The sequence below is a fragment of the Microbacterium trichothecenolyticum genome (assembly GCF_030818955.1).
GTDB classification, from domain to species: domain Bacteria; phylum Actinomycetota; class Actinomycetes; order Actinomycetales; family Microbacteriaceae; genus Microbacterium; species Microbacterium trichothecenolyticum_B.
The window spans coordinates 2,730,981-2,746,230 of record NZ_JAUTBF010000001.1 but is presented as its reverse complement, the minus strand read 5'-3'; the positions used below and the strand labels follow the sequence as shown (position 1 = coordinate 2,746,230).

General features: G+C 70.0%; 14 protein-coding genes. 2 read left to right on the top strand and 12 right to left on the bottom strand.

Annotated elements, in window-relative coordinates:
- Positions 1-12: 12 nt before the first annotated feature.
- A complete protein-coding gene (locus tag QE412_RS12955) occupies positions 13-1,569 on the top strand; it encodes a gamma-glutamyltransferase family protein (RefSeq protein ID WP_307484421.1) in 1,557 nt (518 codons plus the stop codon).
- A 929-nt stretch (positions 1,570-2,498) separates the two neighbouring features.
- Here the strand turns inward: QE412_RS12955 and QE412_RS12950 are convergent.
- From QE412_RS12950 to QE412_RS12935, 4 genes are all read right to left on the bottom strand, one after another.
- Positions 2,499-2,936 (bottom strand): hypothetical protein, encoded by a 438-nt coding sequence (locus tag QE412_RS12950; protein ID WP_307484420.1) that lies wholly within the window; start codon positions 2,934-2,936, stop codon positions 2,499-2,501.
- Positions 2,933-3,367 carry a DUF7718 family protein gene (locus tag QE412_RS12945; RefSeq protein WP_307484417.1) on the bottom strand — a complete coding sequence of 145 codons (435 nt, stop codon included), beginning with the start codon at positions 3,365-3,367 and terminating at the stop codon, positions 2,933-2,935. The genes QE412_RS12950 and QE412_RS12945 overlap by 4 nt, the downstream gene beginning before the upstream one ends.
- Positions 3,368-3,467: 100 nt before the next feature.
- Positions 3,468-3,788, bottom strand: coding sequence for a hypothetical protein (locus tag QE412_RS12940; protein ID WP_307484414.1), 321 nt, complete (start codon positions 3,786-3,788; stop codon positions 3,468-3,470).
- Positions 3,789-3,852: 64 nt separating this feature from the next.
- A complete protein-coding gene (locus QE412_RS12935; RefSeq protein WP_307484411.1) occupies positions 3,853-4,050 on the bottom strand; it encodes a hypothetical protein in 198 nt (65 codons plus the stop codon).
- A 215-nt stretch (positions 4,051-4,265) separates the two neighbouring features.
- Here QE412_RS12935 and QE412_RS12930 point away from each other — a divergent pair, with 215 nt between their 5' ends.
- On the top strand, positions 4,266-5,342 hold the full coding sequence (locus QE412_RS12930) for an alkene reductase (RefSeq protein WP_307484408.1): 1,077 nt from the start codon (positions 4,266-4,268) through the stop codon (positions 5,340-5,342).
- Between the two features lie 81 nt (positions 5,343-5,423).
- On the opposite strand, the gene QE412_RS12925 is transcribed toward QE412_RS12930, so the two are convergent.
- The 8 genes from QE412_RS12925 to QE412_RS12890 form a co-directional block, all read right to left on the bottom strand.
- Complete coding sequence (locus QE412_RS12925) at positions 5,424-6,272, bottom strand: hypothetical protein (protein ID WP_307484405.1); 849 nt, start codon at positions 6,270-6,272, stop codon at positions 5,424-5,426.
- On the bottom strand, positions 6,265-8,304 hold the full coding sequence (locus QE412_RS12920; RefSeq protein WP_307484403.1) for an alpha-galactosidase: 2,040 nt from the start codon (positions 8,302-8,304) through the stop codon (positions 6,265-6,267). Before QE412_RS12920 ends, QE412_RS12925 begins: the two co-directional genes overlap by 8 nt.
- Positions 8,305-8,326: 22 nt before the next feature.
- The gene (gene dgoD / locus QE412_RS12915; RefSeq protein WP_307484400.1) at positions 8,327-9,469 is read right to left on the bottom strand and encodes a galactonate dehydratase; all 1,143 of its coding nucleotides are present in this window, start codon (positions 9,467-9,469) and stop codon (positions 8,327-8,329) included.
- 4 nt (positions 9,470-9,473) lie between these two features.
- Positions 9,474-10,457, bottom strand: a complete 984-nt coding sequence (locus QE412_RS12910) for a carbohydrate ABC transporter permease (protein ID WP_307484397.1) — start codon at positions 10,455-10,457, stop codon at positions 9,474-9,476.
- A complete protein-coding gene (locus QE412_RS12905) occupies positions 10,454-11,440 on the bottom strand; it encodes a carbohydrate ABC transporter permease (RefSeq protein WP_307484395.1) in 987 nt (328 codons plus the stop codon). The genes QE412_RS12910 and QE412_RS12905 overlap by 4 nt, the downstream gene beginning before the upstream one ends.
- Positions 11,441-11,522: 82 nt before the next feature.
- Positions 11,523-12,890, bottom strand: a complete 1,368-nt coding sequence (locus QE412_RS12900) for an ABC transporter substrate-binding protein (RefSeq protein WP_307484392.1) — start codon at positions 12,888-12,890, stop codon at positions 11,523-11,525.
- Positions 12,891-12,962: 72 nt separating this feature from the next.
- Positions 12,963-14,234 carry an enolase C-terminal domain-like protein gene (locus tag QE412_RS12895; protein ID WP_307484390.1) on the bottom strand — a complete coding sequence of 424 codons (1,272 nt, stop codon included), beginning with the start codon at positions 14,232-14,234 and terminating at the stop codon, positions 12,963-12,965.
- Positions 14,231-15,151 (bottom strand): NAD-dependent epimerase/dehydratase family protein, encoded by a 921-nt coding sequence (locus tag QE412_RS12890; protein WP_307484387.1) that lies wholly within the window; start codon positions 15,149-15,151, stop codon positions 14,231-14,233. The genes QE412_RS12895 and QE412_RS12890 overlap by 4 nt, the downstream gene beginning before the upstream one ends.
- Positions 15,152-15,250: the final 99 nt, after the last annotated feature.

Genomic DNA, 15,250 nt, shown 5'->3' with positions numbered 1-15,250 from the left:
TGAGGAACCCCCATGTCTCGCACGCCCCTGACCGGCGCCATCGCCACCCCGCACGCCGACGCCACCCGCTCCGCCGAGCGAGCGTTCGCGCGCGGCGGCAACGCGATCGACGCCGCCCTCGCGGCCGCCGCCACCCTCTGCGTGGTCTACCCGCACAACGTCAGCATCGGCGGCGACCTGATCGCGCTCGTCCGCGATCCCTCGGGGCGCACGCGCTGCGTGAACGCCTCGGGCCCCGCGGCATCCACCGTCGACAGCGACGCGATGCGCGAGGCCCACGGCGAGATGCTCCCGTACCGCGGCATCGACACCGTCACCGTGCCGGGGGCCGTCCGCGGGTGGGAGACGCTGCGCCGGATGGGCGGTCAGCGCGAGTGGGGCGAGATCTTCGACGACGCCATCGTCGCCGCGCGCGAGGGGGTCGCCGTGTCGCGCTCGCTCGCCGCCGCGTTCCGCGAGGAGGAGGGCGCGATCGGGTTCGACGCAGGCTTCCGCGAGACGTTCCTCGCCGACGGCCTCCCGGTCGAGGGTGACGCGCTCGTGCAGCCGGTGCTCGCCCGCACCCTGGAGGCGATTCGCGACGGGGGCGCGGCCGCGCTCTACGACGGCGAGCTGACCGCCGCGTTCGTCGACGGCCTCGGGCGCCTCGGCTCGCGCATCGGGACGGCGGACCTGCTTCTCTTCCACCCCGAGTCGGTCGAGCCGCTGACGACCTCATTCGGGTCGTATCGCGTGCTGACGAGCCCGCCGAACACGCATGGCTTCGTCCTGCTCCGGGTGCTCAGGGAGTTGGAGCACCAGGGGATCACCGACCCCCTGGGCGCGGACTTCGGACGCATGATGGAGCGCTTCCTCGCGGCGAACCTCGTCCGTGACGAGCTCCTCGCCGACCCCCGAGTGACCTCGGGAGACATCGCCGAGCTGCTCGACGGCGACGCCTCGTCGCGCGGCGACGAACCCGTGCTGCCCGGCTTCCGCCGCCCCCGAGGCGACACGGTCGGCATCGCGGTCTCGGACTCGTCGGGATGGTCCATCTCGCTGATCCAGAGCGTGTACCACGCCTTCGGTGCCGCCGTCGTGGAGCCGTCCACCGGCATCCTCCTGCACAACCGCGGTACCGGCTTCTCCTTGGACTCGTCGTCGCCGAACGCCCTCGCCCCGGGCAAGCGTCCCCTCCACACCCTCATGCCGGTGATGGTCACCGACGCATCGGGCCTACGCTTCGTCTCGGCCACGATGGGCGGCCAGGGGCAGCCGCAGATCCACGCCCAGACACTGCTCCGGGCGATGGCGGGGGCGACGGCGCAGGAGGCGGTGTCGGCTCCGCGCGCGATCGTGGGCCCGCAGCGCGACGGCGACAGGCCGTCGGTGATCTACGTCGAGAGAGACCTGCCCGCACCCGCGCGCGAGGCGCTGGCCGAGACGCCGTTGCACGTCATCGAGACTCCGGATGCCGACGAGCTCGTCGGCCACGCCAACCTCGTCGTCGTGGCTCCCGACGGGGGCCTGGATGCCGGGAGCGACCCGCGCTCGGACGGCGCGGCGAGCGTACGGGCGTATGGGGGCTGAGATCCGACCCAGATGTCTGAGTGACCGCTGGGTCAGGACGATTGGAGTAGAAAGGCCGGTGATTGGGCGACATGTCGTAGGACCGGGCGATGACAGGTGCAGCTCGACGCGGAGCGAGCCGTCATAAGAGCACGCGAGGCCGGGTTTGATGTGCGACCGATGGAACCCTGACCCGTCCGTACAGGTCGGTGTGATTCGCGAGCAGGGCGAGCAGCCCTGGGAGCGGGGCGGTATCTCCAGGGAAAGAAGACCGTGGGCACTCGCCCTTACCTAGGCGGTCTTCTCTCCGTCCTCATCAATCCCCACCTCTCGAAGGGAGGTTCTCGTGGAGCTTGCCATCATCATGCTCGCTCTCATCCTGCTCAACACGGTCGCGATCGGCGCAGCTGTTCGTCGATGACCAAGGGGGCGGTGACTTGCTCCCTTCAGACGCAGGATGACCGACGATCTCACCACCTGTGAGAGCATACGATCCATGGCCCCTTTCCCCCGACGACCTGGTCTTCCTGCAGGTTCCGCTGCGGGAGATCGTCACGGAGATCTTGTCGCCCATGGGGCGGTCGATCGCGTCGGCGTAGAGTCTGTTCGTTCCTACTCGGTCGGGGCCCTTTTCCGTCCGAGAGAATGCGAAGCGTTTGCCCGCTCGTGAAGAGTGGCGCTACAACCGACCCCGGACATCGGGCCGCCCGGCGCCGGGGAGAGGGAAGAGGGCGGTAGGCGGTCTGTAGCGGTGTTCACAGCTACACGACGGTCGAACTCGGTCAGCGCCCGGGAGGACGGGACCTCCCCTGCGGACCATCGCACGAGCACATCTTGAGGGACTGCCGCCCTGGTGTCTGCGGCGTCGACTGCGAACAGGGGGCCGCTGACACTCGGGCGAGAAGCCCCGGCCGCTTCGTAGTGAAGTAGTCGAGGGCTCCTGTCGATCGTCAGACGGAAGCGAACTGGATGTCTTTCGGTGCCGGAATGTAGGGCCGCTCATCGTCCAGACGCGCGGGTAGGCGAACGCCATTCGGCTTCATCATTAGGTAGTCGAGGAACGTCTCGACGGTCGCATCAACGCCAGGCCGCTCCCCGTCGGAGGCGAGATCCTCGGCTTCAGCGGCACCGATAGCGCACGAAGAATCGATGAAGGCCAGCATCGTGACTCTGTTCTCGCTGCTCACGAAGACGTTGGCGTACCCACCAACCTTCTCGATCCGCCCGAGGAGCACCGCGAGCAGCTCGTCGCTGAGGGCGGCGACGACAGGGTGGTGTCCGTCGTTGTTGACGACCGGAAGTTCTTCGTCGGCGAGTGCGCCGACGGCAAGGTTGATGTTGATCGAGTTTCGGAACTTGTCGAGTTCGGACGCGATTTCCATGTTCACGACCTCCTATCCCGGATCATAGCCGCAACCGTCATGGCGATGCTGTTAGCAGCGCGGTATGCGATTTCTACGTCGTTCACCGTGTCGAGCCGATGAATGAGCTTGTGCTCATCGGGACTCTCCGGCGGGTGGATGTGACAGCGACCTCCACTGCAGTCTACTCGGGCGACCTGTTCCCATGAGCCGTCTTGACTCCAGTCACCGACCTGAATCAGCAGGACGAAGTCCACCATTCGACCTTCGTGCCGCCACACGCGGATCTCAATCCGAATGTCTCCACTGTCGTCTAGCGACTGATGCCACTCTTTCTCGACACACTCGGTCCGATCTGGGGGTACGTAGTCACCCTTCTCACGCGTGAGCTCTGCGTCAACTGCGCGTTGCGCGTCCTTCAACGCCTTCTTGCGTTGTTTGGATGCGTCCTGCGGCATAACGGTCAGCCTATGAGATTCCCACTAGGTACGGCCGAAATGACGATATGGCCCCGGCGTCCGCCCACCCAAAGGTGAGGGACCCCGGGGGCGAGCGAGGTCAGTAGAGATCGGGTGCCATCCGGCGCAGCAGACGGTCTTGCCGTGCGTTAGCCTCGCGCATGTCGCTGATTGCCTGACGAGTTTCGTCATTGTTCGCCACGATGGGCGTGCCATCCGGAGCCTCTCCACGAGTCTGCGTGTCCAGACGCGCCTGCGCTGAGGTCATCAGCTCGAGGATGGCGTGCAGCTCGTCGAAATCCTCTCGGGTCTTGATCCAAACCCCGATCCGATCTGAGGTTTCGGACACTTCGTAGCCTTCAGGTAGCTCGTCGACAGCGCGGCCTCGTAGCGGGCCATCCAGCAGCATGTAGCGATTCATGCCGCTCATTCTGTCGACCGGGCGGGAAAAGCGAAACGCCCCGGCACCCAACCACCCGTGAAGGTCAGGGACGCCCGGAGGGCGTGGTCTTGCCGCTACCCGGGGGTCTGTACAGCAGCAGCCCGCCGCGGGGATGCTTCCCGCAAAGGCGTCGCAGCTCGGGATTGCGCAGCGGAGCCATGAATGACGCCGTCAACCGCTCCTTGACCTGTTCCATCCCGCCGACGTCGGCGAGAGTCAGAGCCGAGGACTCCGCTTGCACGGCCCGTGCGTCCTGGTCATCCTGTGACCTCCTCACGGCGCGGCCGCTTCGGCCATGCGTACGTCACGGGCGCGCGGCGGCAACCCGTCCGAGACGTCTCGGATCCTCATCGCGTTCGCACCATGAGTGCGGTGAGAAGACGTGCATTCACGGAATGCACACCCCGCGCCCCGAGTTGCACCCGCGTGCCCCTCGTTCCCCACGAAAGGACTCCCATGAGCCTCTTCAGCCCCACCACCGTCGGCGCCGTCGACGTCCGCAACCGCGTCTCGCTCGCCCCGATGACCCGCCTCCGCTCGGGAGCCGACGGCGTCCCCGGCCCGATCGTCGCGCAGTACTACGCGCAGCGCGCGGGCATCGGCCTGCTCGTGACCGAGGGCGTCTACCCCAGCGACGAGTCGAAGGCGTACCCGGGTCAGCCGGGCATCGTCACCGACGCGCAGGCCGCCGGGTGGGCGAAGGTCGCGGATGCCGTGCACGCCGAGGGCGGTGTCGTCTTCATGCAGCTCATGAACGGCGGACGCGTCACCCACCCCGACATCACCGGCACCGACCGCATCGTCGCCCCCTCCGCCATCGCGATCGACGGCGAGACCCGCCTGGCCGACGGCTCGAAGGTGCCCTACGCCACGCCCCACGCCCTCGAGACCGCGGAGCTCGCGACCGTGCGCGACGAGTTCGTCGCCGCCGCCCGCAAGGCAGTGGATGCCGGCATCGACGGCGTCGAGCTGCACAGCGCCAACGGCTACCTGCTGCACGAGTTCCTCTCCCCCGCCTCCAACCAGCGCACCGACGCCTACGGCGGTTCGCCCGAGGCCCGCGCCCGCTTCGTCATCGAGGTCGCGCGAGCCGTGGCCGCCGAGGTCGGCGCGGAGCGCGTCGGCATCCGGATCTCTCCGGCCCACAACATCCAGGACGTGCTCGAGACGGATGACGCCGAGACCCGCGCCACCTACGAAGCGCTCATCGCCGGTCTCGCTCCCCTGGGTCTGGCGTATCTGAGCGTGCTGCACGCCGACCCCGCCGGCGAGCTCATCCAAGACCTCCGCCGCGCGTTCGGCGGCACCTTCATCATCAACTCGGGCTTCTCGAGCGTCACCACGCGCGACGAGGCGGTGTCGGTCGTGGAGGACGACATCGCCGACCTCGTGGCCGTGGGCCGTCCCGCGATCGCCAACCCCGACCTGGTCGAGCGGTGGGAGAAGGGCGCCGACGAGAACACGGTGGACCAGGCCACGGTCTACGGCGGCGGCGAGCGCGGCTACACGGACTACCCGGTGCTGCAGGGCTGAGCGGGGTGCCGGACGCTCTCTGACGCGCGGGGCCGCCGTCGCGCCGCGCCCGAGGGACCGCGCGCCCGGGGGCGACCCCGCTCACGGGCGCTCGCGCGCCGTGAGGGTCACCGCCGTCTGCCGGGCCGCGCCCGGATCGAGCGCGATCTCGCCCAGCTCGTCGGTGGGGTGGTCGTGCCGCTGCGACGCCGGTTCGACGGCGACCGCGTCGACGAGACCGTGCCAGGGGAAGCCGAGCACCGCGCCGCGCTCCTGCCACACGTAGGTGCGGGCGAAGAGCGTGGCATCCCACTCCAGTGCGATTTCGTAGCCCGTCGACGCACTGGTCAGCACGGCGGATCCGGCGGGGTTGTCGAGGTCATCGAACCGACCGGAACCGCGGTCGACGATGGAGACCGGACCTCCGGCCAGCGCCACGCAGGAGTCCGAGAACAGCGTCGCGTCGAATGCCGGGTGCTCGGCCCACCCGAAGCGCACGGCACGCCCCCCGATGTTCGTCACCGTCGTGGTCACGACGACCCGCGAGGCTCCCCCCGTGGCTTCGAGGCGGACGTCTCGCTCGATACGGAGAGGAACCGAGCGCAGCATCACCGACAGCGCACACGCCTCGTCGCCGCGGGAGGCCAGGCTCCACCGCCGCCACGCCGCCTCGCCGTGGAAGGGCTGCTCGACGCCGTCCACCGTCGCCGGTCCCAGCGGTCGCGGAAGCAGCAGGTGCCACCCTCCGGGGTAGCGCCTGTGCCATTCATCGGCGGAACCCGGCATCGTCCACGCGTCGGCGGGGTCGTCGGCCCAGGGCGTGCGCAGCAGGAGTTCGACGGCCCGCGTCCCCCGTCCGACGCGGATGGACGAGATGCGGCCCCCGTCCTCCTCCACCCGCGCCTGAAGCCCACCCGCCCGCAGCACGCGGAACGACGACCGCTCACTCATAGCGGAAGATCGCGGCATCCGGACCCGCCGGCACGTCGATGACGGCACCCTCGCGCCCGAGCGACACCGTCCACGCCGGCCCCGTCGGGAAGATCTGTGTCGGCCGCGTCGCAGCCGGAACCTCGACGCGGCCGGCCTCGCCACGGCTCCACACGGCCAGGTACCGGATGCCGTCGTCGGCGACGAACCCCAGTGCGAGCACGGGGTCGTCCCAGCCGGGCACGCCGAGCGGCCAGAACGGCGTGCTCTCCGCGAAGACGTGGCGCAGCTCCTTGTGCAGGTCGACGGCCTCGCGCACGAGCGCGAACTGCCCCTCGTCGAGCCGGTCGAGGTGGCCCGACAGGTACAGGCGCCCCATGATGCCGTTGACCATCGACAGGCTCAGCTCACCCCGAGACATCCCGGCCGCGGGATAGGCCCAGTTGCCCGCCTGCTCGGGCAGCACGCTCAGCGGCGCGGAGGCCGTCACGGCGGCCGAGCGCGTCGGATCCTGCTGATCGCTGGTGGACTGCAGATGAGCCACCGACAGCAGCGCGTAGTCCATCCGCATCGCGCCCGACGCGCAGTTCTCGAACAACACCTCGGGGTGGCGGCGCTGCGCGTCTCGCAGCCAGGCGCGCAGCGCCCGCCCGTGCTCGAGCAGCCCGAGTCCCGGTGCCCCCGTGCGGTCGGTGCCCGCCCCCGGCTCGATGTTGTAGTCGATCTTGATGAACCCGACGCCGAACGTCGACACGAGGTGGTCGACGGCATCATCCATGTGCGCGCGTGCCGCGGGATGCCGGAGGTCGAGGTGGCGGCGATCGGCCTCCACCACGGGTGCGCCGTGCCGCTGGAACCAGGCGTCGTCAGGCAGAGCGGCCAACGCCTCGGACTCGACACCGACGATCTCGGGCTCGATCCACAGACCGGGCACCATCCCGGCATCCCGGATGCTGCGGATCACGCTCGCGAGACCGCCGGTGAAGCGGGCGGATGCCTCTCGCCACACGCCGATCGCGTCCCAGTACTCCGTGGCATCCGTGAACCATCCGGCGTCGATGCAGAAGTACTCGGCACCCGCCGCGGCAGCGGCGGCGATGAGCGGTTCGAGAGCCTCGGTCGACGGCTGCCCCATCAGCGTGTTCATGAAGTCGTTGTAGACGACGGGGAGCCCGGCGTCGATCGGACGCCGCTCGCGGATCGCGCGCCGGTACCTCGTCAGCGCCGCGATCGCCGCATCGCGGTCGGCTCCCACCGCCAGTCCCGCCGGCGCCGTGACGAACTCGTCGCCGGGGGCGAGCGTGATCGCGAACTGGTGCTCGAGGTCGGTGGGGCCGCAGACGTTCACCACGACGCCGTCCTGCCGCTGCGACAGCTCCCACAGCCACCCGGCGGTCACCTCGACCTGCCACGCGAGCGCGTCGCCCTCGGCATCCACGAGCACCCCCGTCGGAAGCACCGAGCCGGTCGACCAGCCCCCGGTGCTGCTGACGAGGTGCCGGCCGCGGGCGTCCTGCGCGGTCACGTCCAGCGCGAGACCGCGCAGCACCGACGTCAGGGGGCGTTCGCTCCAGTCGCCCTCGCCCAGCCACTCGCTCCGGCCCTCGACGAGGCGGTAGCGGCGCGAGGTCGCGGGTGCCGGGGTCCTCAGCGACAGCGTGGAGACGGCCGTCACCGTGACCGGCTCCTCGCCGGTGTTGCGCAGCCGGTGCGACACGCGCAGCGCGCCGTCGCCGCGGCGGGCGAGCGTGGAGGCGACCTCGAGTCCGGTGACCGGGTCGAGCTGGGTGAGGCGAAGGGTGTCGTCGTCGGCCTCGTGGCCGACGTACCGCAGCCGCGATCCCACGCGGGAGCCGGTGTACCCGGCTGCGGACCGGACGCGCCCCTCGGCGGCGAGGAACACCTCGATCAGCGGGTGCGCGGCGAGCACACTGGCCGCGCCCGGGCGGCGGAGCCCGAGAAGGCGGACGGGACCGGGGCCGAGGGCGACCTCGAGGTGCAGCGAAGGGGTCTTCCAGTGGACGGTCGTGGGAGGCGCGGAGGTGGTGGTCATGTGAGGTCCTGGGGATCGGTGCTCACCACTCGGCGTACGAGCCGTCGGGGAGAGCGAGGAGGGGCGAGTTCTCGAGAGTGGGCTGTCGGGCGGCGGCGCGGATCGCGTCCTCGTCGAGCTCGATCCCGAGGCCGGGGCCGCGCGGGGCGTGAACGTACCCGCTGTCGAAGAGGAAGGGCGTGCCCACGACGAACCGCCACCACGGGTGCGAACCCGGATCGTGCAGCCGCAGGTGGCACTCCTGGATGAGGAAGTTCTGGATCGCGAGGTCGACCTGCAGGCACGCGGCGAACGCCACCGGCCCGGTCGCGCAGTGGGGAGCGAGGTGCACCCCGTGCACGTCGGCGAGAGCGGCGATGCGCATCACCTCGCTGATGCCGTAGGCGTGCGACAGGTCGGGCTGGATGACGGCGATCCCCTGGCCGATGACGTCGCCGACCTCCCACCGGTCGTAGAGCCGCTCGCCCGTCGCGATGGGCAGGGGCGTCGATGCGCAGATGCGCCCGATCTCGCGCTGCAGCTCCGGGGGCTGCGGTTCCTCGACGAACAGCGGGGCGATCCGACTCATGCCCTCCAACAGGATTCGGGATGCCGGAAGCGAGACGCGACCGTGGAAGTCGAACGCGAGGTCGACCCGCGGCCCGACGAGATCGCGCAGCGCCCCCCACCGGTCCAGGAGCTCGTCGTACACCGCGGGGGTGTCGAGATAGCCGAGGGTGAGGTCGGGCGCGGTCTTCAGCGCGGTGTACCCCGCCGCGACGAGGGCACGGGCCTCGGTCGCCATCGCCGCGGCATCCGCACTGGGTACTCCCGTGTACACGCGCACCCGATCGCGGGTCGGCCCGCCCAGCAGTTCGTGGACCGGGACGCCGAGGGCCTTGCCCTTCAGGTCCCAGAGCGCCTGATCGATGCCGGCCACGGCGGAGCCGAGCACGGGACCGCCCCGGTAGAAGCCGCCCTTGCGCAGGCGCTGCCACAACCGCTCGATTGCTCGGGGGTCCTGCCCGACGACGATCTCGCTGAGCTCGGCGATCGCCGTCTCGACGGTGGCGGAGCGGCTCTCGAGCGTGGCCTCGCCCCACCCGACGAGACCGGTGTCGGTGCCGAGGCGCACCAGGCAGAACCGCTGCGAGACGCGGAACGTCTCGACCGTGGTGACGCGCACGCGATCAGCCCTTCAGCGCCCCGGCGTTGCCGGCCGCGCTGAGGAACTGCCGCTGGAACACCAGGAACAGCAGGACCGGCACGATGACCGAGATGAACAGGGCAGCCATGAACAGTCCGTAGTCGACGGTGCTCTCCAGCCGCGGCAGCACGACCGAGATCGGCTGATCCTTCGGGTTCGGCAGCACGAGCATGGGCCACAGGAACTCCTTGTAGGCGCCCACGAGGGTCAACAGGCTCACGACGCCGAGGATGGGCTTCGACATCGGCAGCACCATCGAGAAGAACACCCGGAACGGCCCCGCCCCGTCGATGCGCGCCGCCTCGAAGATCTCGGCGGGGATCGCGGCGAAGAAACGCTGCATGAGCAGCACGTTGATCGCGCTGGCGGCCGAGGGCAGCCACACGGCCCAGAAGGTGTTGATGAGGCTGACGTTGAAGATCGGCACGTTCACGACGGTCAGGTAGAGCGACACGAGCGAGATGACCCCGGGGATGAACAGCGTCGCCAGCACCGCCGCCGACACGATGGGGGCGTACTTCGGCTTCAGCACCGCCAAGCCGTACCCGCCGGTCGTGGCGACCAGGAGCCCGAAGAAGAGGCATCCGGCCATGATCCAGATCGTGTTGAGGAAGTAGGTGCCGAAGTCGACGCGGATCCACACGTCGGCGAAGTTCTCCCAGTGGATGCCGGACGGCCACAGCGAGAACGGCTCGGCGAGCGTCTCCTGCGACGTCGAGGTCGCAGCCTTCAGGAGCCAGAACAGCGGGCCGGCGCAGGTGACCGCGAGGAGCACGACGAGGAGCCCGCCGATCGCGCTCACCGTCACCCGCACGCGCGGGTCGCGGCGGTCGAGCGGCGAGACGATGCTGCGCTCCCCCTCGACGCTCGCCGGGCGACGGCGGGGGCGGCGCGGCTGGACGATCGCGGCGGTGTTGTCGGTGGCGTTCTCGGTGGCGTTCTGGTCGGGGGCGATGCCGATGCTCATGAGGTGCTCCACTTGCGGGTCAGCCAGAGGTACAGGGCCGAGAGCACGCACAGCACGGCGGCCAGCATGAGGCTGAGGGCGGTCGCTCGGCCGTAGTCGCCCGAGATGAACGCGTACCGGTAGATGAGCAGGAGGATCGTGACGGTGCGGTTCTCGGGACCGCCGCCGGTCATGATGTAGGGCTCGGTGAACACCTGGAACGTCCCGATCACCTGCAGCAGCAGGAGCACGAGGATCACCCCGCGCATCTGGGGCAGCGTGATGTGCCAGAACCGGCGGAACACCCCGGCGCCGTCGGTCTCGGCGGCCTCGTAGAGATCGGTCTGGATGCTCATGAGCGTCGCGAGGTAGATGATCGTCGCCGTGCCGAAGGACGCCCAGGTCGCCTGCAGCACGATCGAGGGCATCGCGAGGTTGCCGTCGTTGAGCCAGGCCAGGGGTCCCAGGCCGACCCATCCGAGGAGGGTGTTGAACAGCCCGTCGGGGCCGGGCTGGAAGAACGCCTTCCACAGCAGCACCGCAACGACGGGCGGGAAGATCACCGGCAGGTAGACGAGTCCGGATGCCAGCCCCCGGGTCTTGCGCAGTTCGGCGATGAACACGGCGAGGAGGATCGGCACGGGGAAGCCGATCACCAGGGCCAGGATCGTGAACCAGGTGGTGTTCCACGCGGCCGTACCCAGGAGGGGGTCGGCGAGCACCCGGCCGAAGTTGGCCAGTCCCACCCATTCGCTGGTGAGGAAGTTGGTCTTCTGGATGCTCAGCGGCAGCGAGCGGAGAATCGGCCACCACGAGAAGAACCCGAAGCAGACCAGCATGGGCAGGAAGAACACGAGCGTCGACAGACCGCCGCCGCGTACCCACCCGACGACTTTCCCCCGGGCGCGGGGGCGGACCCGGCCGTCGTGTCGTCGCGAGGTCTCGCTCGTCGACGCCGCCGGCGCCATCTCCTGCCGGGGCGTCGTCTCGGTCGCGCTGCTCATCTCGTTCACCTCCGTTGTGTCGAGTGTCCCGCCGCGCCGGCGCGGAGTGGCCGGCGCGGCGGGATCGAGGGGTCGTGCGGGCTCAGCCGGCGTCGATCGCGGCTTGCGCGCTCTTCTGCGCGTCGCTGAGCAGGGAGTCGATGTCGGCGTCCTCCCGGGTCAGCACCGCCTGCACGACGGTGTCGAGGATGCCGTAGACCTCCTGCGCCTTCGTCGCCGGCTCCGGCACGAGGGTGATGTCATTCACGCTCGTGAGGTACGCCTCGTAGTTCTCGCGCGGGACGTTGATGTAGTCCTTGATCCAGTCGAGGTGCCGGTCCGTGACCTCGGCGTTGAACAGCGGCAGCGCGGGAGCGCCGACGGCGAGTCCGTCCTCCGACGACGCCTTGGCGGTGGCCACGGCGGTGTCCTGGTCGGTGAACCCGCGGAAGTTGACGAACTCGATCCACTCCAGCGCCGCGGCCCGCTGGGCCTCGGTCGCCGTCGGGTTCACGATCGCGGCCGTTCCGCCGCCGAGCGTGCCGAGCCCGTTGGGCTGCTGCGGAAGCGGCCCGACGCCGAACGCGTCCGGGTTCATCCCGAGGTTCACCACGACCGAGGCGTACGCGTCGGCGCCCTGCACGAACATCCCGATGGACCCGGCGGCGAAGGCGTTCATGGCGTCGCCGTAGCCGAGGAGGAAGTTCGATCCGAACGAGTTGTCCTCCCAGCGCAGGTCGCGGTAGAACTCCAGTGCCTCCTTGGTGCCCTCGTTGTCGACCGTCGCCGTGGTGCCGTCCTCCGACTCGAGGGTGTCGCCGAAGGCGTACGAGGTGGTGGTGAGCACCCAGCCGCCGGTGTTCTCGATCGTCATGCTGGCGAAGCCCTGGGCGTCGGTCTTGTCTTCGATGGCCTTGGCGGCCGCGCGCACCTCGTCCCAGGTCGTGGGGGGACTGTTCGGGTCGAGTCCGGCCTGCGCGAACAGGTCGCGGTTGTACAGCAGGCCCATGCTGTAGGCGTTGATCGGGATGCCGTAGGTGGCACCGTCGGCATCCTGGACGATGTCGAGGATGCTCGGGTTGATCTCGTTGACGATGGAGTCCGCGGGGATGCTCGCCGACAGGTCGGCGACCTGCTGGCGGGCGATGAGTCCCTGCATCTCGGTGAACGGTACGTAGAACACCGTCGGCAGCTGCCCGCCGGCGAGCTGCGCCTGGAAGGTCTGGACGTCGAACTGCGACTCGTCGGCCTCGATGGTGATCTCGGGGTGCAGCTCGCTGAACTCCTGCAGGTTCCGCTCGAAGGCGGCGAGCTCTTCGGGGCGTTCGCTGGTGGGCTTGCCGGCGACCGTGATGGTCACCTCCCCGTCGGCGGAGTCACCGCCGCCTGCGGCGCTGCAACCGGCGAGCAGGACCAGGCCCGCGATCGCGGCGCCGACCGGCAGGGTTCTCCTCAGCTGTGTGGCGTTCATATCTCTTCCTCAGTACTTCCTCGTGCTGGTGGATAGGGGTGGTGGGGCAGGTCAGGGCCGGTAGAGAGAGCGTCAGGGGGCGATGAGGGCTCCATCGATCCCGCGGACGCGGGCGGCCCACGCGTCGTGCGCGGAGACGCCGGCCGGAAAGCGGGCGGCGGCCGCCTCGTCGAGGTCGATGCCCCAGCCGGGGGTGTCGTTCGGCGTCAGCCATCCGTCGACGATCCGCAGCGTGCCCGGGAAGACCTCGTGCACCGCCTCGGGGTAGACGTGGCCCTCCTGGATGCCGAACGCCGGGCTCGTGACATCGAGCGCGACGTTCGCGGCGGCGCCGATCGGCGAGGTGTCGCCGGGGCCGTGCCAGGCGGTGCGTACGCCGACCAGTTCGGCGGCGGCCGCGATCTTCCGAGCAGCGGTGAGCCCGCCGATGTCGGACACGTGGGAGCGGATGTAGTCCACACCTCCCTGCAGGACGAGCCGCGCGGCATCCGTCACCGACGTCGTGAGCTCGCCGACCGCGAGGGGCACCGGCGAGGCCGCTCGCACCTCGGGGAGGCGGTCCCAGTGCTCGGGCGCCACCACGTCCTCCAGGAAGAAGAGGCGGTACGGCTCCAGCGAGCGGGCGAGTGCGACCGCCTGCTTCGGCGTCAGCCGGGAGTGCACGTCGTGGAGCAGCTCGATGTCGCCGCCGAGACGCTCGCGGGCGGCGGCGAACAGCTCGGGTGTGCGCCTCAGGTACTCCCCGACCCGCCAGCCCGACGGGTAGGGGGCACGGGGGTCGGTGACATCCGAGGTCCAGGGCGCGCCGTAGTGGCCGAGTCCCGACTGACCCACCTGCAGGCGGATGTGGCGCAGGCCCTCGTCGCGGAGCTGCTCGGCCTGGTCGAGCGTCTCCTCGATCGTGCGCCCGGCCGCGTGCAGGTACGTGTCCGCGGCGGCGCGTGCCTTTCCGCCGAGCAGTTCGTGGACCGGCATCCCGGCGCGCTTGGCGGCGATGTCCCACAGGGCCTGATCCAGACCCGACAACGCGTTGTTGCCGATGGGCCCTTCGCGCCAGTAGGAGCTGTACCGCACCAGACGGGCCAGGTCTTCGATGTCGCCGGGGTAGCGTCCGACGACCAGTCGCGCGAGGTGTTCCTCGACGTACGTGACGACGGCGCGCCAGCGTTGGGTGAAGGTCGCGCAGCCCAGGCCGTACAGGCCGGCGTCGCTGGTCTCCACCTTGACCACGACGAGCGGGATGCCGCCGGGGGCGGTGACGATGGCGCGCACGGCCGTGATGCGGACGTCTTCCCGCGCGGGCCACGGCTGCGCGAACGCGGGCTCGAGGGCGAGCATGCTCATGCGGTCACCTCCGTCTCCTGGGACGCGGCGGCATAGTCGGGGTCGATCGCGTGGCGCGGTCGCCAGCCGATCAGGCGTTCGGCGGCCGAGACGTCGAGCGGGCTGCGTCGCCCCTCGAACCGCCGGCGGCGGGGGACGCCGGGGGCGTGCGCGTCGAGCAGGTCTTCGGTGGCGTCGGGGAGCAGCGTGTCGGCGGCGGCGAGGAGCAGGGTGTGCGCGCCGGTGAGCGGGGCGGACAGCGACTGCTCGATGGCGTCGACCGCATCGGTGAGCTCGAGGTAGGCCCACCCCTCGCGGGCGAGGCGCGTCTGCTCGGCCGGGTTGTCGCGCAGCGTCCGGGCCCACGCCTGCAGGTCGGGGAGCGAGCGGACGAGCGGGAACCTCAGGGCGACGACATCCATCCCCCAGCGGCTGTGCGCCAGCCGCGCGGCATGCTCGTCCACCCACTTCGACAGCGAGTACGCATCGTCGTGCGCGACCGGCATGAGCTCGTCGAGCGGGTAGTACGCCGGGGAGAGGGCGTGCCGGTTCATCGGGATGCCGAAGGCGTTGATCGAGCTGGCGATCACGGCGCGACGGATGCCACGCTCCCCCGCCGCGGCGAGGAGGGTGAAGGTGGCCGACGTGTTGCCGACGAACACGGCACGCGGCGTGTCGATGTCGGGGTGCGGGATCGCGGCCATGTGCACGACGGCGGTGACGTCGTCGAGGGCTTCGTGGACGCGCTTCTCGTCGGCGACGTCGGCGGTGACGATCCGGTCGGCCGCGATCGGCGCGGACCACGAGCGTGAGAGGGCGGTGACGGCGATCCCCCGCCCCAGGAGTCGATCGACGGTGGCCCGGCCGATGAGACCGTCCGCTCCGGTGACGAGGATCCGCGGCGGCACCGTGCCGTCACGGGTCGAACTCTCTTGCACGTCGGGCTCCCTTGACCTGAATGCGAAACTGCTTTCGCTGAAGAGAACCACACAAGGGCGGGCGATGTCAACCAGGGACCGCGGGCGACGGCCGATACG